The organism is Oceanobacillus iheyensis HTE831, from assembly GCF_000011245.1.
GTDB lineage: Bacteria > Bacillota > Bacilli > Bacillales > Amphibacillaceae > Oceanobacillus > Oceanobacillus iheyensis.
Window position 1 is genome coordinate 24,062 of the sequence record NC_004193.1, and the last position, 23,496, is coordinate 47,557.

26 protein-coding genes and 1 other RNA gene are annotated in these 23,496 nt (G+C 36.8%); 24 read left to right on the forward strand and 3 right to left on the reverse strand.

The annotated features are described in order from the left end of the window. The first annotated feature begins 110 nt into the window (after positions 1 to 110). The 3 genes from OB_RS00115 (at position 111) to OB_RS00125 (ending at position 3,920) form a co-directional block, all read left to right on the forward strand. A complete protein-coding gene (locus tag OB_RS00115) occupies positions 111 to 1,337 on the forward strand; it encodes a dicarboxylate/amino acid:cation symporter (RefSeq protein WP_011064423.1) in 1,227 nt (408 codons plus the stop codon). Positions 1,338 to 1,526: 189 nt separating this feature from the next. After that, positions 1,527 to 3,242 (forward strand): acetate--CoA ligase, encoded by a 1,716-nt coding sequence (acsA, locus tag OB_RS00120; RefSeq protein ID WP_011064424.1) that lies wholly within the window; start codon positions 1,527 to 1,529, stop codon positions 3,240 to 3,242. 159 nt (positions 3,243 to 3,401) lie between these two features. Beyond that, entirely contained in the window at positions 3,402 to 3,920 is a 519-nt protein-coding gene (locus OB_RS00125) for a type 1 glutamine amidotransferase domain-containing protein (protein WP_011064425.1), read from the forward strand. Between the two features lie 279 nt (positions 3,921 to 4,199). Here the strand turns inward: OB_RS00125 and OB_RS00130 are convergent, their stop codons facing one another. Both OB_RS00130 and OB_RS00135 read right to left on the reverse strand, forming a co-directional pair. After that, a complete protein-coding gene (locus OB_RS00130) occupies positions 4,200 to 5,489 on the reverse strand; it encodes a LysM peptidoglycan-binding domain-containing protein (RefSeq protein ID WP_011064426.1) in 1,290 nt (429 codons plus the stop codon). 61 nt (positions 5,490 to 5,550) lie between these two features. Next, complete coding sequence (locus OB_RS00135) at positions 5,551 to 6,084, reverse strand: isochorismatase family cysteine hydrolase (protein ID WP_011064427.1); 534 nt, start codon at positions 6,082 to 6,084, stop codon at positions 5,551 to 5,553. An 80-nt stretch (positions 6,085 to 6,164) separates the two neighbouring features. On the opposite strand from OB_RS00135, the gene tadA reads away from it, so the two are divergent. From tadA to rsmI, 20 genes are all read left to right on the forward strand, one after another. Next, positions 6,165 to 6,665, forward strand: a complete 501-nt coding sequence (gene tadA / locus OB_RS00140; protein WP_011064428.1) for a tRNA adenosine(34) deaminase TadA — start codon at positions 6,165 to 6,167, stop codon at positions 6,663 to 6,665. 94 nt (positions 6,666 to 6,759) lie between these two features. Continuing rightward, positions 6,760 to 7,025, forward strand: an RNA gene (gene ffs, locus OB_RS17915) — signal recognition particle sRNA large type. A gap of 105 nt (positions 7,026 to 7,130) precedes the next feature. Beyond that, positions 7,131 to 8,048 (forward strand): glycine betaine ABC transporter substrate-binding protein, encoded by a 918-nt coding sequence (locus OB_RS00145; RefSeq protein ID WP_011064429.1) that lies wholly within the window; start codon positions 7,131 to 7,133, stop codon positions 8,046 to 8,048. A gap of 148 nt (positions 8,049 to 8,196) precedes the next feature. Further along, a complete protein-coding gene (locus tag OB_RS00150; RefSeq protein ID WP_011064430.1) occupies positions 8,197 to 9,228 on the forward strand; it encodes an NADH:flavin oxidoreductase/NADH oxidase in 1,032 nt (343 codons plus the stop codon). 187 nt (positions 9,229 to 9,415) lie between these two features. After that, positions 9,416 to 11,125 (forward strand): DNA polymerase III subunit gamma/tau, encoded by a 1,710-nt coding sequence (gene dnaX / locus OB_RS00155; protein WP_011064431.1) that lies wholly within the window; start codon positions 9,416 to 9,418, stop codon positions 11,123 to 11,125. A 33-nt stretch (positions 11,126 to 11,158) separates the two neighbouring features. Beyond that, positions 11,159 to 11,473 (forward strand): YbaB/EbfC family nucleoid-associated protein, encoded by a 315-nt coding sequence (locus OB_RS00160; RefSeq protein WP_011064432.1) that lies wholly within the window; start codon positions 11,159 to 11,161, stop codon positions 11,471 to 11,473. Positions 11,474 to 11,636: 163 nt separating this feature from the next. Beyond that, complete coding sequence (gene recR, locus OB_RS00165; protein ID WP_011064433.1) at positions 11,637 to 12,233, forward strand: recombination mediator RecR; 597 nt, start codon at positions 11,637 to 11,639, stop codon at positions 12,231 to 12,233. Positions 12,234 to 12,269: 36 nt separating this feature from the next. Then, entirely contained in the window at positions 12,270 to 12,482 is a 213-nt protein-coding gene (locus OB_RS00170; RefSeq protein WP_011064434.1) for a YaaL family protein, read from the forward strand. 248 nt (positions 12,483 to 12,730) lie between these two features. Continuing rightward, the gene (locus OB_RS00175) at positions 12,731 to 12,994 is read left to right on the forward strand and encodes a pro-sigmaK processing inhibitor BofA family protein (protein WP_011064435.1); all 264 of its coding nucleotides are present in this window, start codon (positions 12,731 to 12,733) and stop codon (positions 12,992 to 12,994) included. 70 nt (positions 12,995 to 13,064) lie between these two features. Beyond that, complete coding sequence (locus OB_RS00180) at positions 13,065 to 13,262, forward strand: sigma factor G inhibitor Gin (protein ID WP_011064436.1); 198 nt, start codon at positions 13,065 to 13,067, stop codon at positions 13,260 to 13,262. A 141-nt stretch (positions 13,263 to 13,403) separates the two neighbouring features. After that, the gene (locus OB_RS18715) at positions 13,404 to 14,822 is read left to right on the forward strand and encodes an aminotransferase class I/II-fold pyridoxal phosphate-dependent enzyme (protein WP_011064437.1); all 1,419 of its coding nucleotides are present in this window, start codon (positions 13,404 to 13,406) and stop codon (positions 14,820 to 14,822) included. 10 nt (positions 14,823 to 14,832) lie between these two features. Next, positions 14,833 to 15,510 (forward strand): dTMP kinase, encoded by a 678-nt coding sequence (tmk, locus tag OB_RS00190; RefSeq protein WP_011064438.1) that lies wholly within the window; start codon positions 14,833 to 14,835, stop codon positions 15,508 to 15,510. Beyond that, complete coding sequence (locus OB_RS00195) at positions 15,479 to 15,808, forward strand: cyclic-di-AMP receptor (protein WP_011064439.1); 330 nt, start codon at positions 15,479 to 15,481, stop codon at positions 15,806 to 15,808. The genes tmk and OB_RS00195 overlap by 32 nt, the downstream gene beginning before the upstream one ends. A gap of 28 nt (positions 15,809 to 15,836) precedes the next feature. Beyond that, positions 15,837 to 16,268, forward strand: a complete 432-nt coding sequence (locus tag OB_RS00200; protein ID WP_011064440.1) for a YaaR family protein — start codon at positions 15,837 to 15,839, stop codon at positions 16,266 to 16,268. 48 nt (positions 16,269 to 16,316) lie between these two features. Next, positions 16,317 to 17,306 carry a DNA polymerase III subunit delta' gene (gene holB, locus OB_RS00205; RefSeq protein WP_011064441.1) on the forward strand — a complete coding sequence of 330 codons (990 nt, stop codon included), beginning with the start codon at positions 16,317 to 16,319 and terminating at the stop codon, positions 17,304 to 17,306. Positions 17,307 to 17,310: 4 nt separating this feature from the next. After that, a complete protein-coding gene (locus OB_RS00210; RefSeq protein ID WP_011064442.1) occupies positions 17,311 to 18,135 on the forward strand; it encodes a PSP1 domain-containing protein in 825 nt (274 codons plus the stop codon). Positions 18,136 to 18,149: 14 nt separating this feature from the next. Beyond that, positions 18,150 to 18,512, forward strand: coding sequence for a DNA replication initiation control protein YabA (gene yabA / locus OB_RS00215; protein ID WP_011064443.1), 363 nt, complete (start codon positions 18,150 to 18,152; stop codon positions 18,510 to 18,512). A 277-nt stretch (positions 18,513 to 18,789) separates the two neighbouring features. Continuing rightward, positions 18,790 to 19,530, forward strand: coding sequence for a tRNA1(Val) (adenine(37)-N6)-methyltransferase (locus OB_RS00220; protein ID WP_011064444.1), 741 nt, complete (start codon positions 18,790 to 18,792; stop codon positions 19,528 to 19,530). Then, positions 19,523 to 19,783, forward strand: coding sequence for a GIY-YIG nuclease family protein (locus OB_RS00225; RefSeq protein ID WP_011064445.1), 261 nt, complete (start codon positions 19,523 to 19,525; stop codon positions 19,781 to 19,783). Before OB_RS00220 ends, OB_RS00225 begins: the two co-directional genes overlap by 8 nt. A gap of 6 nt (positions 19,784 to 19,789) precedes the next feature. Then, positions 19,790 to 20,671 carry a 16S rRNA (cytidine(1402)-2'-O)-methyltransferase gene (gene rsmI / locus OB_RS00230; RefSeq protein WP_011064446.1) on the forward strand — a complete coding sequence of 294 codons (882 nt, stop codon included), beginning with the start codon at positions 19,790 to 19,792 and terminating at the stop codon, positions 20,669 to 20,671. 73 nt (positions 20,672 to 20,744) lie between these two features. Here the strand turns inward: rsmI and OB_RS00235 are convergent, their stop codons facing one another. Beyond that, entirely contained in the window at positions 20,745 to 21,020 is a 276-nt protein-coding gene (locus tag OB_RS00235) for an AbrB/MazE/SpoVT family DNA-binding domain-containing protein (RefSeq protein WP_011064447.1), read from the reverse strand. A gap of 339 nt (positions 21,021 to 21,359) precedes the next feature. Here OB_RS00235 and metG point away from each other — a divergent pair, with 339 nt between their 5' ends. Further along, on the forward strand, positions 21,360 to 23,381 hold the full coding sequence (gene metG / locus OB_RS00240; protein WP_011064448.1) for a methionine--tRNA ligase: 2,022 nt from the start codon (positions 21,360 to 21,362) through the stop codon (positions 23,379 to 23,381). Positions 23,382 to 23,496: the final 115 nt, after the last annotated feature.

A 23,496-nucleotide genomic window follows, 5' to 3' on the forward strand; every position in this document is an offset into this window, starting at 1 on the left:
ATCGTTTTAATATCCCAATGCCCAAACAAACATAATAGCTAAGAAGTAGAGATGATTTCACTTATATAAGAAAGAATTTTCTGAAAAAACAGAGAGGATGATATTACACCATGAGTTTAACAAAAAAGATATTAATTGCTCTTATTGCAGGTGCTGTTGTCGGAGGAATTTTAACATTTACACCTGATTCTTTTTTTGGGCCTGTAGATAAGTTTTTTCTAAATCCAATTGGTCAAATATTCTTGAATTTAATAATGATGCTAGTTGTACCACTAGTATTTGTATCGATTACTTTAGGAACAGCTGGATTAGGTGAACCGGCTAAACTAGGTAAGATTGGTGTATCAACGGTTGGGTTTTTCTTATGTACCACTGCACTTGCACTTACAATTGCATTAGGATTGGGTTATCTCATAAAGCCAGGGGAAGCTGGGATGTTCGATACGGCGAATGCGAACTATGAGCCGAGCGAAGCTCCTCCGATTATGGAAACGTTAATAAACATCATTCCAGAAAATCCAATTGCAGCAATGTCATCGGGAGACATGTTGCAAATAATCGCATTTGCTATATTTATTGGTATTGCTTTAGCTTACCTTGGAGAGAAAACCCAAGGAATTCATAGTCTTTTTGAACAAGCAAATGAAATACTAAATTGGTTAGTAATGGTAGTAATGAAATTCGCTCCTTATGGTGCTTTTGCTTTAATCGCTTCTGCTATAGGTGGTGCAGGATTAGACGCAGTAGGATCTATGGTGAGTTATATGTTAACAGTGATACTTGGATTAATCGTTCATGGACTATTAGTTTATGGGTTAATCATTTGGTTCTTAGGAAAACAGAATCCATTTACCTTTTATAAAGGATTTTTCCCGGCTATGTCCGTTGCATTTAGTACTTCAAGTTCCAATGCAACGTTACCATTATCCATGAAGACAGCGCAGGAAAACCTAGGTGTGAAGAAAGAGATTAGTAGTTTTGTTCAACCTTTGGGTGCAACAATTAACATGGATGGTACTGCTATTATGCAGGCAGTTGCCACTGTATTCATATCGCAGGTGTATGATATACCACTAGGCTTTTCAGAATTACTTATGGTTGTATTGGTTGCAACATTAGCAAGTGTTGGAACTGCAGGAGTTCCAGGTGTGGGCTTGATTATGTTAGCAATGGTATTAAGTCAAGTAGGTTTACCAGCAGAAGGAATAGCGTTAATTGTTGGTATCGATCGTATCTTAGATATGCTACGGACTTCATTAAACATTACCGGTGATGCCACTATTGCCTATGTACTGTCTGAAAGAGAAAAACGTAAAGAAGCAGCTAGTGCGAAATAGAAAAAAATTAGTAGGAAGAAAACCATTCGCTTTTAGAGTGGCTTTCTTCCTCTTTTTTTGTAAAAAGCGGACAAGGGACTTTAAAAAAGTCACAAAATGTTCTAAAATAGATAACAGTTACCTAAATGTTTTAATAATTTTGTGTAATTAGAATTGTAATCGTTTGCAAAATCATAGTGAGGTGATTAAATGGATATGCAAGTAGTACCTGCACGTGAAGGTAATCATAATTTAAAGGATTATGAAGCATTAAGAAAGGACTTTTCATGGGAGGAAGTCAAGAAAAATTTCTCTTGGTATGAATCAGGGAAGGTGAATATGGCATATGAAGCAGTAGATAAACATGCAGCTGATCCAACTAAAAAAGATCAAGCAGCATTATTATACTCAGCTCCTGACCGTGAAGAGAAAGTAACATTTGAACAACTTCGATTAAAGAGTAATCAATTTGCTAATGTATTGAAAAAATACGAGATTGAAAAAGGAGACCGTGTCTTTTTATTTATGCCGAGAAGCCCTGAATTCTATGAGGCATTCTTTGGTATTTTAAAAATCGGCGCTATTGCTGGTCCATTATTTGAAGCATTTATGGAACAGGCAGTAGGAGATCGTTTGGACGACAGTGAGGCTCGAGTATTAATTACAACGCCAGAACTACTATATCGTGTGCCACAAGATAAACTCCCGCATTTAGAAAAAATTGTACTTGTGGGCGATCATTCAGAACAAGATGATAAATTTATTGATTATGAAGAAGAAATGAAAGGTGCATCCGAAGATTTTGACATTGTTTGGGTTGATTTAGAGGATGGAATGCTATTGCATTACACATCTGGTTCAACAGGAAAACCAAAAGGTATTCTTCATGTGCATAATGCCATGATTCAGCATTATGCTACAGCTGAATGGGTGCTAGATCTAAAAGAAGATGATGTTTACTGGTGTACAGCAGATCCTGGTTGGGTAACTGGTACAAGTTATGGGATTTTCGCTCCATGGCTCCATGGTGTGACGAATGTTATTCGTGGAGGCCGATTTACGCCAGATGATTGGTATCAAACATTACAAGACTATAAAGTAACGGTCTGGTATACAGCGCCAACTGCTTTGCGTATGCTTGTAAGTCATGGAGAAGACACTGTGAAAAAATATGATCTTTCTTCTGTACGACACATCCTTAGTGTCGGAGAACCATTGAATCCGGAAGTAATTACATGGGGACTAAAAGCTTTTGATCTTCGCATTCACGATACATGGTGGATGACTGAAACGGGAGCACAATTGATTGTAAACATTCCATCGCTTGAGATTCGACCAGGATCCATGGGGAAACCAATTCCTGGGGTAGAAGCTTCAATCGTTGATAATGAGGGAAATGAGATTCCGCCAAATCAAATGGGGAACCTTGCTATTAAGGAAGGTTGGCCATCGATGATGCGGGAAGTCTGGAAGAATAAAAGTAAATTTGAAAGCTATTTTGTAAATGGCTGGTATGTATCTGGAGATAGTGCATACCGCGATGAAGATGGATATTTCTGGTTCCAAGGTCGTCTGGATGATGTTATCAATACATCTGGTGAAAGAGTGGGTCCATTTGAAGTAGAGAGTAAATTAATTGAGCATCCAGCTGTTTCAGAAGCGGGTGTTATTGGAAAACCGCATCCGGAACGCGGAGAAATTATAAAAGCATTTATTACCTTAAATGCAGGCTATGAAGATAGTGAAGAATTATTAGAGGATATTCGTCAATTTGTAAAAACAGGGTTAAGTGCACATGCAGCTCCACGAGAAATTGAAGTGAAAGATAGTATCCCAAAAACAAGAAGTGGAAAAATTATGCGTAGACTTCTAAAATCTTGGGAACTTGGCTTGCCGACAGGAGATACATCTACTTTAGAAGATTAATGAAATAATATGAGAAAAGGCTGGGATATGAGATCCCAGCCTTTTTTGAATATAATCGATACAGTTTGTTTAAAAAAGTAAAAAAGTTACTGATGTTTAATAAAAATCTAAGTTGGGAATTAAGTATGATGTAAGTCATTTTAAAGGAGTGGATAAATAATGAAAAAACGTATAGCAACCGTAATTACGGATATGTTTGAAGATGTGGAATTCACAGATCCTGTCCAATCCTTTAAAGAGGCAGGACATGAAGTGATTACAATTGAAAAAGAAAAAGGAAAAACGATTAAAGGAAAGTCGAATGACACAAGTGTAACAATAGATGAAAGTATTGATAATGTGAATCCGGAAAACTTTGACGCATTATTTATACCTGGTGGTTTTTCTCCCGATATCCTTCGTGGAGATGATCGATTTGTAACATTTGCTAAGCATTTTATGGATGAGAAAAAACCGGTAATGGCTATCTGTCATGGACCACAGCTATTAATTACTGCTAGATCGCTAGAAGGAAGAGGAGCGACTGGCTATAAATCTATTCAAGTAGATATGGAATATGCAGGTGCCAAAGTGAAAGACGAAGAAGTAGTCGTCTGTCAAAATCAATTGGTAACTAGTCGTCAACCTGATGATATCCCTGCATTTAATCGAGAATCATTAAAAGTTCTCGAAGGATAAATAATCATTGTATACGAAAGCCTCAAGGAATTACCAAAGTCCCTTGAGGCTTTTTTTGCTAGGTTTAGCAGGCACGGCCTCAGCTAAATTGAAAAGAAGAAACTTTTTAAGTTGATCTTCAAGCTCTGTTATTCTGAGCAGAAGTGGCCGTCTTCCATTACAATTAAAGCCAAGTTATTGCTGTAATCCGAACATTAAATATAATTACCACTAAACGTTCGCTTTTAGATTGAATTCAGCAGTTATGAAATTGACTCGAATATTTACATTTTTGTTCTCTTATTCTAATTTGGTGATGGTAAATTGATCGTTGAGTAGTAACCAGTTTTGCGGAAAGGCTAACCCAAGCTTCCAATAAGCAATTCCAAGCAAGTTAAATTCACGAATTAAATCGAATTTACCTTGTATCGATCGAGCATCCTCAAACCACACTTCATGATTTGCTCCAGAATTGTCTGTGTATGTGAAAAAAGGTGCTTGAGCTACCGGATCAAATTGAATAGCAGCATTATTTTCGATAGCAATTTGTATTGCTTGTTGTGGACTCACTGCTCGAGCTGGTCCACCACCTTCTACAAATGGGAGTGTCCAATCGTACCCATATAAATTTTGTCCCATTAATATCTTTTCCGGTGGAATAGCCGAAACGGCATATTCAATTACATTACGGACCGAATTCAATGGTGAAACCGCCATTGGAGGACCGTAGCTATATCCCCATTCATACGTCATAAGAACAACAAAATCTACTATTTCTCCATGTGCAGCATAGTCATGTGCTTCATACCATTGTCCAGACTGCGTATCACTTGTTTTAGGTGCGAGCGCAGTGGAAACAAGTAAGCCTTCCTGTGATAGGCGAGCTTTTGCAGTTCGAAGAAATTGATTATAGGCTTCACGATCTTCTCCCGGCAAAAATTCAAGATCAAAATGTACGTCTCTAAAACCTTGTTGAAGTGCTGTATTAATAATTTCCGTTAGCAATGTATTTTGTACAGCACTTACGGTAACGATAATATGCCCGAGCTCATCACTAAACGCGCCCTCTTCCAAATTAGTTATAACCATTGCCATTGCTGTATCATTTGCGTTGGCTGTTTGAAATAAATTGCCAGCTGGAGGAGCCTTCAATGTTCCATCTCTGTTTACTTGATAACTAAATAGTGCAAGGTAGGTTAAGTATGGAGTTCTATTTTCTGCAGCAGTTTCTAGTGTTTGGGATACTGTATCACCGAAGGGTTCTACATAAGCATAAGAGGTGATGGGGCGTTTTTCAATCGGTGGAATATAAATCCGCATACCAGGAGACAATGTTTGATTTATTGATATGCCATTTATTCGTGCAATTTCCTGTACGGTAAAACCAAATTGATTCGCAATAGAAGTTAACGTATCACCAGGTTGAACAAAATAAAATTGGCCAACAATTGGAATAACAAGTGCTTGCCCAATAACAAGTGCATTAGGAGAAGTTAAATCATTTGCTTCAATAATATCAGCGACGGAAGATTCGTATGTATTAGCAATTTGATATACACTATCTCCTTGTTGCACAACGTGAATTTGCAAAGGAACTACCTCCTTACATAGAGTCTCTAACTATCTATATGAGGAGGGTAAATGCATTATGCTAAATTGGAGATATATCTGCATCCATGACGGATTCCATTAAATATAAAGCGTAGTTATTATTTTCTTCTTGTTCAGAAGCCATACAATTTTTTGGTATAGACATGTCTATTTTGTACATGTAGGCATCTTTTGCACTGAACAAAATACAAATATCTCCGGCTATTCCGGCAAGTATTACATGATTTCTCTCTAGTTCTATAAGTAAGGAATGAAGAGGAGTCTGGAAAAAGGCGGAATGCTGCGGCTTGATTAAGAAATAATCATCTTCATCGGGTTTAATCTTATCGATTATTTCTTTACTTTTTTCATTCGTACAATAATCAATTACTTTGTTAAAATCAGCTTGCCACAAGCCGTAATGATCATTAACATAGATAATAGGTAAATTGTTTTCCTTAGCAAAGGAGCGTAGTTTTATAACATTAGGTAAGATTTGTTTTGTGTGGTGAAGTAGGTCATCTCCACCATCAAATTGAAAGTCATTGATTAAATCAACAAAGACTACAGCTGTATTTTCAGATGAAAAATTCATAAAGCTCCTCCTTTGATATTCTATTATTATTATTACCGTTCAAATCTATATTAAAACTTTAAATAAAGAGATGTGATACTGTGAAAGACGAATTATCAGTGAGTCAAGATGAGTTATTTATGGCGGCTGCGATAAGAGAAGCAAGACGAGCGTGGATTCTGAATGAAGTTCCGATTGGGGCAGTGATCGTTCATGATGGAGAAATTGTTGGCAAAGGGTTTAATCTCCGCGAGTCGATGCAAGCTACCCTTACACATGCTGAGTTATTAGCAATGCAAGAAGCAAATAATGAAATCGGAAGCTGGCGACTAGAAGATTGTACATTGTATGTCACATTAGAGCCTTGTCCCATGTGTGCAGGTGCGATAGTTCAATCCAGAATGAAGCGAGTAGTTTATGGAGCACCTGATCCGAAAGCAGGGTGCGCGGGGACGATAATGAACTTGTTAAATGAACCTCGGTTTAATCATCAGGTGGAGGTAACATCTGGAGTTTTAGAGCAACAATGTAGTACTATTTTAAAAGAATTTTTTAAAGAACTAAGAGAAAAAAAGTCTAAAGATATTTCAACAAATGACTAAAATAGCATCTGTATATATTTGGCATAATCCCCGCGCCAACCGAAGTATTACTTTATCATTGCATTTTTGTAATGATGTCTTTATAATAGAGAATACGTGCTAAGCGGGGAGGTAGCGGTGCCCTGTACTCGCAATCCGCTATAGCGGGGCCGAATTCCCACTCGAGGTGGGACGACTTTATGGTCTGACTTAAGGGATTGGTGTTGACGCCCGGGTCCTGCGCAACAGGAACCCACGAATCCTGTCAGGTCCGGAAGGAAGCAGCAGTAAGTGGTTATTCTTGTGTGCCGCAGGGAAGCCTAGGCCGAGCCATGAACTTATGTAGCGCATAGGGTCGTTTCATCGACAGTGGGTGCACGTATACATATACGTGTTAACTTGAATAATTTATAGCATTATAAGTAAAGGCTGATTAACTATATCAGCCTTTTTAATTTATTTTTTATTTAATGAAGGGGTGCTTCTATGTTTAGACAAAGAAGAAAAATGGTTTTAGGAGTAATTAGTAGCTTAATTTTAGTGTTATTATTAGCTGCTTGTGGATCGGATGATACAAGCAATGATAGTGCGGAAGAAGAGAGCTATAGTGAAGCAGTAGAACATACAATTACTGGTATTGAACCTGGGGCAGGAATTACAGTAACAACAGAAACAGCGATGGAAGAGTATGATCAGTTATCTGGATGGGAACTAAAACAATCTTCCACAGCAGCAATGATTGTGGAACTGGAAAAAGCAATTGAAAATGAAGAACCAATTGTTGTAACTGGTTGGAATCCACATTGGATGTTTGCAAAATTTGATAATCTTAAGTACTTAGAAGATCCACAAAATATATATGGTGATACAGAAGAAATTCGTAGCTTAGCAAGAGAAGGATTTGAAGAAGAAAATCCAAATGCCTATAAATTAATTGACCAATTCAACTGGAGCGTAGAAGATATGGAAAGTATCATGTACGAATCATCAGAAACCGGCAAAGGTATTGAAGAAGTTGCAAAACAATGGGTAGAGGATAATCCAGATAAAGTTGAAGCGTGGACAGAAGGTGTTGAGGATGGTAATGGTGAGACTGTAGAATTGGTTTCCACACCTTGGGACTCGGAACGTGCTTCTTCAAATGTCGTTGCTGAAGTATTACGTTCTAAAGGTTTTGAAGTAAAAATTACAGATGTAGATGTAGCTGTTGTATTTGAGGCAATCGCAAATGGTGATGCTGACGCAACATTAGCAGCATGGATGCCAAACACACACAGAAAATTCTATGAAAGTATTGAAGGACAATTTGTAGATATGGGAGCAAATATCGAAGGTGCAAAATTAGGGATTGTTGTACCAGATTATATGGATATTGACTCCATTGAAGATTTAGAAGCAAAATAAATATTAGAATTATCTATTCGAACAAATCCATATATGTTTAATGGATTTGTTCTTTTTGAGTTTTATTAGATTAAGCAGATAAATTGCAATACGTACCACCGGCTCGTAAGATGTAATATAATTACATTCCTTTAAAAGAGGTGGTTACATGACTCAATTAGATAAGCAATACAAGATAAAAGGATTATCATTAAAGAATAAAATTGTGATGGCTCCGATGTGCCAGTATTCTGTAGATGCTAAAGATGGGATACCAAATGATTGGCATTTTGTTCATTATGTATCACGTGCGGTTGGTGGAGCAGGACTCATTATTGTGGAGATGACTGATGTTGATCCTGATGGCCGGATTACGGATTATGATCTGGGATTATGGTCAGATGAACATGTTCCAGCATATCGTCGTATTGTTGATGAAGTTCATCGTTACGATGCGAAGATTGGAATTCAAATTGCACATGCTGGTCGTAAAGCAGAAGATGCAGAACCTCCTGTTGCGCCATCTGCAATTCCTGTAACCGCTGAAAGTAAAGTACCTCGTGCGTTGACTACAGAAGAAGTGAAGCAAACTGTCAAACAGTTCCAAGATGCTGCAAAGCGTGCAGTAGAAGCTGGATTTGATACGATTGAAATTCATGGAGCGCATGGATATTTAATACATCAATTTCATTCTCCGTTGATTAACAAACGAGAGGATCGATACGGAGAAGATTTATCTTTATTTGGTGTAGAGGTAATACAAGCTATAAAAGAAGTAATTCCAGAAGATATGCCACTGCTCATGCGTATTTCAGCGATGGAGTATATGGATGAGGGATATGATCTAAATCATTCTGTAGACATTGCTAAAAAATATCAAGAAGCTGGTGTCGATGTTTTCCATATTTCTAGTGGTGGAGAAGGACCTCCAGGAAAACGAAAACCAGCCAATCATCCAGGATATCAGATTCGATTTGCTCGTACGTTTAGACAAGAATTAAATGTACCTATTATTGCGGTTGGCGTATTAGAACATCCAAAAGTTGCAGAAGCGGCACTTGGTAATGAAGATGCAGATTTAATTGCGATTGGACGTGGCATGTTGAAAGATCCATATTGGGCAATCCATGCGATTGAAGAAATTACAGGAATAGCGGTTCCACCTAAACAATATGAACGGGCATTTCCACGTAAAAAATAACTTTAAAAAGGTATAATGAATGGGATAGGCTATATTAGTTAATAGTATGCTAATATAGCCTTTTCAATGTTTTGAGGGACTCTATGTTGCTAAATAGATGTTCTATGCTTTTCTTCATCTCCAAGGTTCACATGAGACCCTTTCATCGGGTATAATGAAAATTAGATTAATAAGGGGAATGTAAACTATGAGTTATCAAGCATTATACCGTGTATGGCGGCCACGAACATTTGAAGATGTAGTAGGACAAACACATATTACTCGAACACTACAAAATGCGATTGAGCAGGATAAATTTTCGCATGCTTATTTATTCTCTGGACCACGTGGAACAGGGAAGACAAGTGCTGCAAAAATATTTGCGCAAACTATTAATTGTGAGCATGCCCCTGTAAAAGAACCTTGTAATGAATGTGCAGCATGTAGAGGCATTCAAGATGGATCCGTATCAGATGTTATTGAAATCGATGCTGCTTCCAATACAAGTGTAGATGATATTCGTGATATACGTGATAAAGTGAAGTATGCACCAAGTACGGTGCCATATAAAGTGTACATTATTGATGAGGTACACATGATATCGGTAAATGCATTTAATGCTTTACTGAAGACGTTGGAAGAACCACCAAAGCATGTTGTGTTTATTCTTGCAACAACAGAACCACATAAAATCCCCTTAACGATTATATCTCGCTGTCAACGTTTTGACTTTAAACCAATTTCTAATCAATCGATTGTTGGAAGAATGCAAACGATAATGCAAGCAGAAAATATTCACGTTACGGATGAGGCTTTAGAGTCTGTCGCGCTTGCTGCAGAAGGCGGAATGCGAGATGCCTTGAGTATACTGGATCAAGCCATTTCGTATAGTGAAGAGAAAGTCATATTAGAAGATGTTTTAGCAGTTACAGGTGGCGTATCGCAAGTCGTGCTTCATAAAGTTGTTTCAGCTATGAATGAAAATAATGTTCAAGAGGTACTAGTAGCATTGGATGAGATGATTCGTACCGGTAAAGACCCAGGGAAATTTGTGCAGGATTTAATTTATTTTATGCGAGATCTTCTATTATTCAGGAGCTCGGCAAATCTTGCAGATATGCTAGAAAGAGCTGTAGCAGATGATTCATTTAAACAACTGTCAGAACGTGTATCCAACCAATGGATCCAGCGCTCGATTATTGAATTGAATCAGTGCCAACAAGAAATGAAATGGTCCAATAGCCCGAAAGTATTTATCGAAATTGCATTACTTACTATTACTAATTATGGACAAGAACATCGTGTTGAAGTTGGTAATAATACAACCGCTTCTGCTGAATCTGAAGTTGTACTGCAATTACAAAGCAAGATGCAACAGTTGGAAAAAGATATAAAGACATTAAAAGAAAACCCACCTGCATCTACTACACCAAGTAAACAAACAACAACGGAGCGAAGAAGACCAAATACCCGATCATCTAAAAACAGTTTTAAGATTCCATATGATCGAATTCGTGATACACTAGGAAGAGCAGAAAAAAGTGAACTAAAAAATGTACACGCGCATTGGGCTAATTTCTTAAGTAAGTTAAAAACAACAAATGCACCTGCGCATGCTACGATACAAGATAGTAAACCTGCTGCTGCTTCGGATGATACATTGATTGTTGCATTCAAATATGAAATCCACTGTTCTTTATTTTTAGATCACCGAGAAATGGCAGAATCGTTACTTGGAGGTCTGGACAAACATCGTACTATCATCCCTATTCCAGAACAAGCATGGAATGAAGTACGTAATGATTATATTCAAAATCAGGATAAACCAAAAGAAAACTCTGAAGAACAACAATCAGATCCTGTAGTTGATGAAGCAAGGAAGCTTTTTGGTGATGACCTATTAGAAATACATGATTAATAATATAGATAACTATTAAAGGAGGTATTTTCCATGAAGGGAAATATGAATAATATGATGAAGCAGATGCAGAAAATGCAAAAGAAAATGATGCAAGCACAGGATGAACTGCATGAAATGACATTTGAAGCTACTGCTGGCGGTGGAATGGTAACTGTAAAAGCAAGTGGTAAGAAAGAAATTATCGATGTAGAGATTAAAGAAGAAGTGGTAGACCCAGATGATATCGATATGCTTCAAGATCTTATTCTAGCAGCGACAAATGATGTACTAAATCAAATTGATGAAAAAACAAACGATACAATGGGACAATTTACAAAAGGCATGAATATGCCAGGAATGTTCTAAATAAGGCATACAAAGACAAAAGGCGTCTGGCTAATGCGAGACGCCTTATTTAGGCAGTTAAGAAAGTACAATTCTTTCTTTTTGCATAATTGCAGTAGATATTGGTTATTAACCAAGGAGTTCAACCATAAATCAACATTGTGGTTGTGTAGGAGGAAACATCATGTATTATCCAGAACCTATCACGAAATTAATAGATAGCTTCTCTAAATTGCCAGGAATCGGCCCCAAAACGGCCGCTCGTTTGGCTTTCTTTGTGTTGAATATGAAAGAAGATGACGTATTAAATTTTGCGAATGCACTAGTTAGTGCAAAACGAGAATTATCTCATTGTTCCGTATGTGGCCATATAACGGATCAAGATCCATGTGCAATCTGTACGGATACGAGCCGTGATGGATCACTTATTTGTGTTGTTCAGGATCCAAAAGATGTCATTGCAATGGAAAAGATGAAAGAATTCCACGGGAAATACCATGTGTTACATGGAGCGATTTCACCTATGGATGGAATTGGACCAGAGGATATCAATGTTCCTGACTTAATTAACCGTTTAAAGGATGAGGAAGTAGAAGAACTTATACTTGCAACGAATCCCAATATCGAAGGTGAAGCAACTGCAATGTATATTTCACGATTAGTAAAACCATCTGGAATTCGAACGACAAGGATTGCTCATGGTTTGCCAGTAGGTGGAGATCTAGAGTATGCAGATGAAGTAACCTTATCAAAAGCATTAGAAGGTAGAAGAGACGTTTAATAATAATGCAGGAATGTAGGGGCTAGGTGAAGGGTAATGGGGAAAAAGTTAAGAAAAAGAGATGTAGATGAAGAATTATTAAATTCTCTGTACCATGTAGAACAAGAATGGAAACAACTTCAGCAAATTGTAAAACAAAGTATTGAACCAACACAAAGTGGTCACCATGTAGAAAAGTTAGCAAAGGCTAAATATATGTTTCTTATTCGTGAAGCACGTATACGTAAAGTAAGTGCGGTACGTGTTTAGTTATATATAATGTTAGGAAAGCATAGAAATTGAAATAATTCGTTATCGAATTGAGTAGCATGATATAATATGAAACTTTTTTCATTCGGGTTATGCTGTCCACTACATAATCGATCGATAAACGAATATTTTGTAGAAGTCTCTATGCTTTTATTGGCTGTTCTGTGCTTTTCTTAAAAAATAGTTCTATCAATCGGTTTTTCTTCATACTTTACAGTAAAGAGATATGGAGAAGAGGTTGATGCGAGATGAGTTCGACCGTATTTATAAGTATTATTGTTGGTTTAATAATTATTCTATTACTCGTTGGAGCGCCTGTGAAGCCTATGAAGTATATTGGACAGGCCACCATTAAACTAGGAATTGGAATGTTGTTCTTATTTTTTATTAATGTGTTTGGGGGAGCAATTGGCCTCCATATTCCGATTAATATATTTACCGTTTTTGTATCAGGATTCTTAGGTGTGTTTGGTATCGGCTCGCTTGCTGCCATTCATCTCTTTGTATTGTAAAAGCTTTCAAAGATTTTTGGTATACTTTCCGTTAGATTAGGAGATACTAGCTTTTAACGGAGGTGGAGAAATGGAGCATACAAACGTCTTTGAGCTAGAGTGTTGTGGTATATGTGAAGAAAGAAAAGAACAAGGAATTCACCTGTACACGATGTTCATATGCACGGAATGTGAGTATAACATGATCCATACAGAACCTAGAGAAGAGAAATATAATTACTATTTACGTAAACTAAAAAATATGAATCAACCAAAATTATATTCATAGTTCAAAATTAAACACGATGAAATAGTGAAGAGTCTTTGCTTGCAAAGGCTTTTTTTCTGCTGTAAAAAACACTAATCTATCCTTTTTTGACAGGACTTTGTGTTTTTTTTATTGTATATAATAGAGGAAATAAGGGAGATGATGAAGTTGGATCAATCTTATATGCCATTCGTAGATCATTTAAGAAATTTCAGTTCAAAGAGACCGGTATCATTCCATGTTCCAGGGCATAAGCATGGGGCGGTTTTTCCTGAAGCAGCTAGAGAATTATTTGGCTCTATTTTATCTGTAGATGTAACTGAAATAGCAGGAATGGATGACTTGCATGCACCAAGTGAGATCATCGCAGAAGCAGAAAAACTAGCAACAGATTATTTCAATTCTGACCATACATTTTTTTTAGTTGGAGGATCTACATCAGGTAATCTAGCAATGATTATGGCAGCATGTAATCCGGGAGATGAGGTAATCGTCCAACGGAATTGTCATAAATCAATTATGAATGGCTTAGAACTTGCAGGTGCAAAGCCAATATTTATAGCTCCAGAGTGGAGAGATGATTTACAACGATATACCGCACCAACATATGATAGCATAAAACAAGCAATGTTGAGGTTTCCGAATGCAAAGGCTCTTATTCTCACCTATCCAGATTACTTTGGGGCGGTTTTTGATATTCAGTCCATGATTGAATTAGCACACACCTATCATATTCCAGTATTTGTTGATGAAGCACATGGCGTCCATTTTTCATCATCTGAAATGTTTCCACAATCGGCTTTACAGTTAGGAGCAGATGTTGTAGTACAATCCGCACATAAAATGGCTCCAGCTATGACAATGGCTGCATATTTACATATTGGCACTTCACGTGTAGAAAAACATCGACTTGCTTATTATTTGCAAATGTTACAGTCGAGTAGTCCATCTTATCCGATAATGGCTTCTTTGGATGTAGCAAGATTTTATTTAGCGCAATTATCAAAAGAAAAAATCCGAGGTATCTTAAATAGTGTAGAAAACGTAAGAAACATATTCTCCGGGGCATCATTTTGGGAATTGGTACCTCATGATGATCCGTTAAAATTAACGTTCCACGTGAAACATGGCTATAAAATAAGTGAGATAGAATCGATGCTCGAATATCATGGAATTTATCCAGAGTTAACGACAGAAAATCAATTCTTATTCATACATGGTTTAGCGCCTTTTGTAGAACAAGATTATTTGAAAAAAACAATACAATTGATAGAGGAAGAATTAAAAAAATCAGTGAAACATGCTACAATAGAAGGGGCAAAGCTTTTTACCAATCCTATAGAGGAACTAGCATTGTCATACCAAGAAATGAAACACATTACATCACTTCTTGTCCCATTTGCTCAAAGTGAAGGTGAAATTGCAGCAGAGGCAGTGATCCCATATCCCCCTGGTATTCCAGTCATACTCAAAGGCGAGAGAATTACGAAGGCGCATATTACAAAGATTCAGCTTTTGATTCAACAAGGAGTAACCATTCAGCAACGGGAAGAAGGAATACGTATATATAGGAAGGCATGAGACACAATATATGGCTGGTTTGTTTATTACATTTGAAGGTGGAGAAGGTGCTGGAAAGACAACAGTTATCCAACATATCTTCCAAAAATTAATTGCTCAAGGGATTGATGTTATTCAAACAAGAGAACCCGGAGGAATAAAAATATCGGAGAAAATTCGAAGTATTATACATGATCCAGAACATCTGGAAATGGAAGAAAGAACGGAAGCTCTATTATATGCAGCTGCTAGAAGACAGCATTTAGTGGAGAAAGTGTTTCCCGCTTTGGAACAAGGAAAAGTGGTGCTCTGTGATCGCTTTGTAGATAGTAGCTTAGCATATCAAGGTTATGCTAGAGGATTAGGAATAGATGAAGTTTATGCAATTAATCATTTTGTAATTCAAGATTGCATGCCTGATTTAACACTTTTTTTCGATATAGAACCAAAAAAGGGATTAGAACGCATAGCGGCGAATAAAAATAGAGAAAGAAACCGATTAGATCTAGAAAATATGCAGTTTCATGAAGCAGTTTATGAAGGATATCAAAAAGTGATTGCTCGTTTCCCTGAGCGGATAAAGACGATTCAAGCGGAACAAGCATTAGAGGCAGTGGAACAGGATACCATGGAGATAATCAGTTCTTTTTTAAATGAAAAAGAAAAGGGTGGTAACAATGAAATTAATTATTACGGTGATTCAAGATAAGGATTCAAACCGACTTGTTAATGCATTAGGAGAACAAAATTTTAAGACAACAAAACTAGCAACCACAGGTGGATTTTTAAAAGAAGGAAATACGACGTTAATGATTGGTTGTAATGATGAAGATGTTGATCATGCATTAGAAATAATTAAAGATAATTGTTCACACCGCGAACAGATGGTAGCGCCAATATCACCAATGGGTGGAAATGCAGATTCCTATATTCCAAAGCCTGTAAAAGTAGAGGTTGGAGGAGCAACGGTATTTATCTTACCTATCGAATCTTTTTATCAATTTTAATGAGTGATTATGAAAGGGGGCTGGACACATGAAAATTACCAATGAAATGCAAACAAAGGCGGAAACAAAAATCCATAGAACTACAAAAGTTGGGGATCCATCCTTTCAACAAATGGTTCAGTCCCAAACAAAGCAATTGAACCAGCAACAGTTTCATCAGCTAGTACAGCAAATCAGCAAGCAAGGAAGTAAACTTGCACAATACCGTTCATTCCGCGAACTAGTAAAGTTTAAGCGGATGGTTAAAAGTTTTTTAGATAAAGCAGTGGTACAAGGTTATAAACTTGAGAAATCACATAGTTTTGGACTGCAAGGAAGTAGACATCTTTCGATAGTAAAAGCAGTAGATGAGAAATTAATTCAATTAGCAGAAGATATAATGGACGAAGAAAAGAAGACAGTAGATATATTAGGTCTAATTGGTGAGATCAAAGGTCTATTGATTAATATATATACATGAATAACAAGTGATCTCTATTAAGTGGGGATCAATTAGGATGGATGAATGATGATAACTTGGGAGGAAATCACAGACCTTCAGCCGATTGCTAGTCGAACAATCATCAATAGTATAAATAAAGGCAGGGTATCCCACGCTTACCTTCTACAAGGCGAACGAGGAACAGGGAAGCGGGACATTGCATTATTATTAGCAAAGTATTTATTCTGTTTGCATCGTGAAGGAGCAAATCCTTGCCATACATGTAATAATTGTAAACGAATAGATTCGGGTAATCATCCTGACTTGCATTGGATTGAACCAGATGGGCAATCGATTAAAATCGAACAGGTGCGTAATTTGCAAAAGGAATTCACATATTCAGGGATGGAATCGAATCAAAAAGTATATGTTATTCAGGATGCAGATACATTAACGGTAAATGCAGCAAATCGTTTGCTTAAATTTTTGGAAGAACCAAGTAAGCAAACAACCGCAATTATGCTGACAGAGAATGGACACTCGATACTATCAACCATTCGTTCACGATGCCAAATTATAGAATTACAGCCTCTCCCACCTGATGTAATGAATCAAAGATTACAAGATGAAGGGGTTCACCACTTGGAAGCAAACCTTTTAAGTGCCTTAACAAATAATACAAAAGAAGCTTTGTCATTACACCAAGATGAGTGGTTTGCAGGTGCAAGAAAGATAGTGGTACAATTAATAGAAATGTATGTTCAAAAACCAGAGGATGTTTATTTATTTATCCACCAACAATGGATACCTCATTTTAAAGAACGTACCGAACAACAAATGGGATTGGATTTATTATTATTAGGATTTCAGGATATCCTTCATCAACATATTAAAGAAGACACTACAACAGTCTTATTACCTAAAGAAGATGCAAAAATGGAACGGGCAATGATGTCTTTTTCCAAAGAGCAATTATTATTTATATTGCAGCTGATTTTAACAGCAAAACGAAAATTAAAGCAAAATGTTCAGCCGACGTTAGTAATGGAACAATTAGCACTTCAAATACAGAGGTGAAAAAATGATAGAAGTTATAGGAGTACGATTTAAGAAGGCGGGTAAAATCTATTATTTCGATCCAGACCAAGATAATATAGAGTTAGATAGTTATGTCATTGTCGAAACGGTTCGTGGAATTGAATTTGGTAAAGTAGTGATCACGAATAAGCAGGTGGATGAAGAAGATGTTGTACTACCGCTTAAGAAAGTTATTCGTGTAGCAGATGATAGAGATAAAAGAACCGTCGTTGAAAATCAGGAACAGGCTCAAAAAGCCTTTGATATATGTACAGAAAAAATCGAATACCATGAACTAGATATGAATTTAGTAGAAGTGGAATATACATTTGATAGAAATAAAATTATTTTTTACTTTACTGCAGATGGTCGTGTAGACTTTCGTAATCTAGTAAAAGATTTAGCATCTATGTTTAAAACACGTATCGAATTACGACAAATTGGCGTACGTGATGAAGCAAAAATGCTTGGTGGTATAGGCCCTTGTGGTCGAATGTTATGTTGTTCTACATTTTTAGGAGACTTTGAACCAGTATCGATAAAAATGGCAAAAGATCAAAATCTCTCTCTGAATCCAGCAAAAATTTCTGGTTTGTGTGGAAGATTGATGTGTTGTTTAAAATATGAGAATGACGATTATGAAACAGCAAAAAAAGAATTACCTGATATTGGTAAGTCTATGAAAACTCCTTATGGAGAAGGTAAAGTAGTAGGACTAAATATTTTAGAGCGTATGATACAAATTGAGTTACCTGAAAAAGATCGCGTGGTAGAATATACATTAGATGAATTAATTGAAGAAGGAATAGTTGCGCAAGCCACAGAATGATGAGGTGAGTGGGCGTGGGAAACAGAGAAATATTTGATCAGGTTTCCGACATGGAAAAGCAAATTGGAGAGCTATATGAACAGCTAGGAGATTTAAAAGTAAAGTTAAGTGATTTACTGGAAGAAAATCATCGATTAGCACATGAAAATCATCATTTACGCCATCATCTAGAAGAGTATAGACAAGATGGAGATACTGATTCAAAACAACCATTAAATGAAACAAAGAAAAAACATCATACTCTTCCTGGGGAAGGATATGATAACTTAGCAAGATTGTATGAGGAAGGATTTCATATTTGTAACCTTGAATTTGGAAGTCCACGCAGAAATGAAGATTGCATCTTTTGTTTAGATTTCTTTGATAAAACGAAATAATACTATCTTAAGTAAGAAGGATATGATCTGATCTTTCTTGATAAGCATTTTACAGGGCTGTCTCTAGCTTAGTGATTACATTTTTTAGTAACGGGATGTTACCGCATATACAGGGAAAAGTAATGAAGTGACTTAAAAATAAGGTTATACTACTTATGAAGGAGCTTATTATTCTCTGTACTATGCAGGTGCAGTTGCTAAGAATAGTCAACTAATGTGGAGATAGCCCTTCTTCGTTTTTATGAAATCGAACAAGACAGGATAAAGAGGGATCACTATGGTAGAACTTTATGATGATGAACGAACAGATTATTTATTAGCAAATAATGAAATGAAGATAATTCAAAGTCCAACAGCATTTGCATTCTCTTTAGATGCTGTATTACTTGCTGATTTTGCATCGATTCCTAAAAAAAGAGGTGCGATATTAGATTTATGTACGGGGAATGGAGTGATTCCTTTACTGTTATCACGCAAAACAACAGCAAAGATCACAGGAGTGGAGATACAAGATCGCATCTATAGTATGGCTGAACGGAATGTGAAGTTAAATCAATTACAGTCACAATTACATATGATTCATGGAGATTTAAAAGAAATGCAAGCAGTACTTGGACAAAGCAGTTTTGATATGGTTACCTGTAATCCACCTTATTTTAAAACCCCTTCCAAAACAGAACATAATGTAAACGAACATTTAACGATTGCTCGACACGAAGTGCACTGTACCTTAGAGGATGTGGTACGCGCATGTAAATTACATGTACGTCCAGGTGGGAAAGTAGCAATGGTGCATCGTCCAGGCAGGTTAGTTGATATTATAGAGCTGTTTAGAAAATATAAAATTGAACCAAAACGAATCCAATTTATATATCCGAAGCAAGGGAAAGAGGCAAATATGCTATTGATCGAAGGAATTCGAGATGGAAAAGCAGACATAAAGATTTTACCGCCTCTATACATCTATGAAAGTGATGGAACCTATACGAAACAGGCGGAGGAAATTATTTATGGATGAACAGCATTATGTTTATATATTACGTTGCCGTGATCAATCTTTATATACGGGATATACGAATAATCTAGAGCATCGTCTACAAATGCATGAAACGGGGAAGGGTGCTAAGTATACACGTGGTCGAGGACCATTTGAAGTATTGTATGTAAAGAAATTTATCAATAAATCAGAAGCAATGCAAGAAGAATATCGCATAAAACAGTTACCTCGTTTTGAGAAGCTAAAACTAATCGAATTCCAAGAACAGGAGTGATCACAGGTGAATATACAAAAAAGCTTTGAGAATGAAGATGCTGCTTTGTATGTAGTACCAACACCGATTGGAAATCTTGAAGACATAACTTATCGTGCCATTCGCATGTTAAGAGAAGCATCGGTAATTGCTGCAGAAGATACGCGTAATACGAAGAAACTTCTGCATTACTTTGAAATAGAGACACCTTTAATTAGTTATCACGAGCATAATCATCAAAGTCGTGTGAACCAACTAATGGAGCGAATAAAAGGTGGAGAAGTAGTCGCATTAGTCAGTGATGCTGGGATGCCTGCAATATCCGATCCGGGTGTTGAACTTGTACAAGCAGCAATAGCAGAGGAGTTAAAAGTAGTCGTTCTTCCAGGGGCAAACGCAGCTCTATCTGCATTAGTTGGGTCAGGATTAACGACACAACCTTTTACTTTTTACGGATTTTTACCTCGGAAGAAAAAAGAAAAGAAACAAATACTGGAGAATTTACAAAAAACAGAAGGAACAATCGTTTTTTATGAATCTCCATATCGAGTCAAGGACACGGTAGAAGCGATTCAAGAGACATATGGAAATAGAAAAATGGCATTAGGTAGAGAATTAACCAAACGCTTTGAAGAGTATATTCGAGGGACTGCGGAAGAAATTTTTTCATGGTGCAAGAAAAATGAAATGCGTGGAGAATTTGTTGTCATGGTAGAAGGTCGAAATATGTCGGATGAATCTGAAATTCGACAAGAATCGACATGGTGGGAAGCAATGAGTTTACATGAACATGTCGCTTATTATATAAATACGTCAGGTTTTAACAGTAAAGAAGCAATAAAGCAAACTGCAGTAGATCGAGGAATTCCTAAACGAGAAGTTTATCAAGCCTATCATATTCAAACATAAAGAAAGCTGACAATTCAAATGGATTGTCAGCTTTCTTTATAAAACGTAAAAAAGATTTGATACCAAATATGGCTTATTTGAAACGTGATTGAATTTCTTCCAACAGAATTTGAGCGCCTGCTGGACTGAGGACTAAGTTACCGTTTGCAATAGACAGGTTTTCATCGGATACTTCTCCAGTAACTTGACAAGTCATATTAGGTTTGTATTTCTTGAGAACAATTTTATCATTGTCTACATAGATCTCCATTGTGTCTTTTTCGTGGATGTCCAATGTGCGACGTAATTCAATTGGTATGACTACACGGCCTAATTCATCGACCTTACGTACAATTCCAGTTGATTTCATTGTTTGACTCCCCCATACTCGAAAAACACGGATATTAACTCTCCTCATACAAGTGTTTATCCGAATTTTCCTTATTGATGATACTACATAAAAAAATCGCCATGGTTCGACACCTATATTAAAAATAGAATACCAACAAATTACTCACTTGTCAATCAAATTTTACTAAAAGTGGAAAAATTTGATTAGTTCTTTGGTCACCGTTTATTTTATCTCCATATTGGCAACGGTATAATAGATAAGTAAAGCGCGGTAGATGTACACGATTTGGCAAATTGCGTTATAATAGCTACAATAGAATCTATATATAATAAGGAAGAGATTTAGGAGGCACAACGAATGGCAAGAGAAAATGCATTTTATATAACCACGCCAATATACTATCCTAGTGGAAAATTACATATTGGAAATGCGTACACGACAATCGCTTGTGATGTAATGGCACGTTATAAACGCATGCGTGGATTCGATGTTTTTTATTTAACAGGTAGTGATGAGCATGGACAAAAAATCGAACAAAAAGCGAAAGAGATGAATATTTCTCCGAAAGCCTATGTAGATGATATGGCTGAAGGAATGAAAAAGTTATGGAATACATTAGAAATTAGTAATGATAAGTTTATTCGCACAACGGAAGAACAACATAAAAAAGTAGTAGCCGATATATTTGAACGATTCTTAGAACAAGGTGATATTTACTTAGATGAATATGAAGGATGGTATTCGGTTCCTGATGAAACATTCTATACTGAAACACAGTTAGAGGATGTAGAAAGAGATGACGACGGTAATGTTATTGGTGGTAAATCTCCAGATAGTGGACATCCAGTCGAATTAATTAAAGAAGAATCCTATTTCTTCCGGATGAGTAAATATGCCGATCGTTTGTTGAAATTTTATGAAGACAACCCGGAATTTATTCAACCAGAATCTCGAAAAAATGAAATGATTAATAACTTTATTAAACCAGGTTTAGAGGACCTAGCCGTTTCTCGTACAACATTCAGCTGGGGTGTACAAGTTCCGAGTAACCCAAAACACGTTGTATACGTCTGGATTGATGCGCTTACCAACTATATCACAGCATTAGGTTATGGCTCAGAAGACACATCCCTTTATGACAAGTTTTGGCCAGCGGATGTGCATATGGTTGGAAAAGAGATTGTACGATTCCATACGATTTATTGGCCGATTATGCTAATGGCTCTAGACTTACCTTTACCAAAAAAAGTCTTTGCACATGGCTGGCTTTTAATGAAGGATGGAAAAATGTCGAAATCAAAAGGGAATGTCGTATATCCTGAAATGCTTGTCGAACGTTATGGTCTAGATGCTTTACGTTACTACCTCATGCGTGAAGTTGCCTTTGGAAGCGATGGCGTCTTTACACCGGAAGATTTTATTTCTCGTGTAAATTATGACCTAGCAAATGACCTCGGAAACTTATTAAATCGGACAGTGGCGATGATTAATAAGTATTTTGATGGAAAGGTTCCTGAATTTAAAGGGGAAGTAACAAGTTTTGATGGCGAGTTACAAACAACCGCAAATAATGCAGTCAAAGAATATGAGAAACATATGGAAGGCATGCAATTTAGCGATGCATTAAAACAAGTGTGGATTTTAATTTCGAGAGCAAACAAATATATTGATGAAACAGAACCTTGGATAGTAGCAAAAGATGAAGGTCGCAGAAATGAATTAGCAAGTGTCATGGTTCATTTAGCGGAAAGTTTACATGCAGCCGCGCTAATGTTACAACCATTCCTAACTCATGCACCGAAGAAAATCGCAGAGCAACTTGGTCTAGGAGAAGAATATGGGCTAGATTGGGGTACAATCGGTTTTGGCAATTTCCCAGAAAATACAACCGTGGTTAAGAAAGGCACACCAATCTTCCCTCGTCTTGATTTGGATGAAGAAGCTGCTTATATTCGTGATCAAATGGCGAATGGTGCAAACGCAGCTTCTTCAGAAGATGAGACGGGCGACTGGGACCCTAATGAGACAGACCTTGTCTCTGAAAAAGAAAAACAGATTAAATATGATGTGTTTGATAAGGTTGAACTAAAAGTAGCTGAAGTGAAAGACTGTAGTAAAGTAGAGGGCGCAGATAAACTATTAAAATTCCGATTAGATGCTGGAGATAATGGAGATCGACAAATACTTTCCGGCATCGCTGAATATTATTCGGAACCAGAGCAATTAATTGGCAAAAAAGTTGTCATCGTCGCTAATTTGAAGCCACGTAAAATGCGTGGAGAAATTAGTCAAGGTATGATATTATCAGCGGAATACGACGGCAAACTACAAATTGTAGAAGCACCAAGTGAAGCGCCTAACGGTTCGTCAATTTCTTAATCGAAATAAGAAATGAAGTAAAAACTATAAGCTAAATCGGATCGAGCTATAATGGGGTGACACTTCCTAGATACCCGGATTATAGCTCGGTTTTTTATTTTAAAAAAGAAAAGGA

Bases quoted from the DNA above. Each gene is read 5' to 3' on its own strand.
- OB_RS00115 (WP_011064423.1), top strand. From the start codon at position 111: ATGAGTTTAACAAAAAAGATATTAATTGCTCTTATTGCAGGTGCTGTT.
- acsA (WP_011064424.1), top strand. From the start codon at position 1,527: ATGGATATGCAAGTAGTACCTGCACGTGAAGGTAATCATAATTTAAAG.
- OB_RS00125 (WP_011064425.1), top strand. From the start codon at position 3,402: ATGAAAAAACGTATAGCAACCGTAATTACGGATATGTTTGAAGATGTG.
- OB_RS00135 (WP_011064427.1), bottom strand. From the start codon at position 6,084: ATGAATTTTTCATCTGAAAATACAGCTGTAGTCTTTGTTGATTTAATC.
- OB_RS00145 (WP_011064429.1), top strand. From the start codon at position 7,131: ATGTTTAGACAAAGAAGAAAAATGGTTTTAGGAGTAATTAGTAGCTTA.
- OB_RS00150 (WP_011064430.1), top strand. From the start codon at position 8,197: ATGACTCAATTAGATAAGCAATACAAGATAAAAGGATTATCATTAAAG.
- dnaX (WP_011064431.1), top strand. From the start codon at position 9,416: ATGAGTTATCAAGCATTATACCGTGTATGGCGGCCACGAACATTTGAA.
- OB_RS00160 (WP_011064432.1), top strand. From the start codon at position 11,159: ATGAAGGGAAATATGAATAATATGATGAAGCAGATGCAGAAAATGCAA.
- recR (WP_011064433.1), top strand. From the start codon at position 11,637: ATGTATTATCCAGAACCTATCACGAAATTAATAGATAGCTTCTCTAAA.
- OB_RS00170 (WP_011064434.1), top strand. From the start codon at position 12,270: ATGGGGAAAAAGTTAAGAAAAAGAGATGTAGATGAAGAATTATTAAAT.
- OB_RS00175 (WP_011064435.1), top strand. From the start codon at position 12,731: ATGAGTTCGACCGTATTTATAAGTATTATTGTTGGTTTAATAATTATT.
- OB_RS00180 (WP_011064436.1), top strand. From the start codon at position 13,065: ATGGAGCATACAAACGTCTTTGAGCTAGAGTGTTGTGGTATATGTGAA.
- OB_RS18715 (WP_011064437.1), top strand. From the start codon at position 13,404: ATGAAGTTGGATCAATCTTATATGCCATTCGTAGATCATTTAAGAAAT.
- tmk (WP_011064438.1), top strand. From the start codon at position 14,833: ATGGCTGGTTTGTTTATTACATTTGAAGGTGGAGAAGGTGCTGGAAAG.
- OB_RS00195 (WP_011064439.1), top strand. From the start codon at position 15,479: ATGAAATTAATTATTACGGTGATTCAAGATAAGGATTCAAACCGACTT.
- OB_RS00200 (WP_011064440.1), top strand. From the start codon at position 15,837: ATGAAAATTACCAATGAAATGCAAACAAAGGCGGAAACAAAAATCCAT.
- holB (WP_011064441.1), top strand. From the start codon at position 16,317: ATGATAACTTGGGAGGAAATCACAGACCTTCAGCCGATTGCTAGTCGA.
- OB_RS00210 (WP_011064442.1), top strand. From the start codon at position 17,311: ATGATAGAAGTTATAGGAGTACGATTTAAGAAGGCGGGTAAAATCTAT.
- OB_RS00220 (WP_011064444.1), top strand. From the start codon at position 18,790: ATGGTAGAACTTTATGATGATGAACGAACAGATTATTTATTAGCAAAT.
- OB_RS00225 (WP_011064445.1), top strand. From the start codon at position 19,523: ATGGATGAACAGCATTATGTTTATATATTACGTTGCCGTGATCAATCT.
- OB_RS00235 (WP_011064447.1), bottom strand. From the start codon at position 21,020: ATGAAATCAACTGGAATTGTACGTAAGGTCGATGAATTAGGCCGTGTA.
- metG (WP_011064448.1), top strand. From the start codon at position 21,360: ATGGCAAGAGAAAATGCATTTTATATAACCACGCCAATATACTATCCT.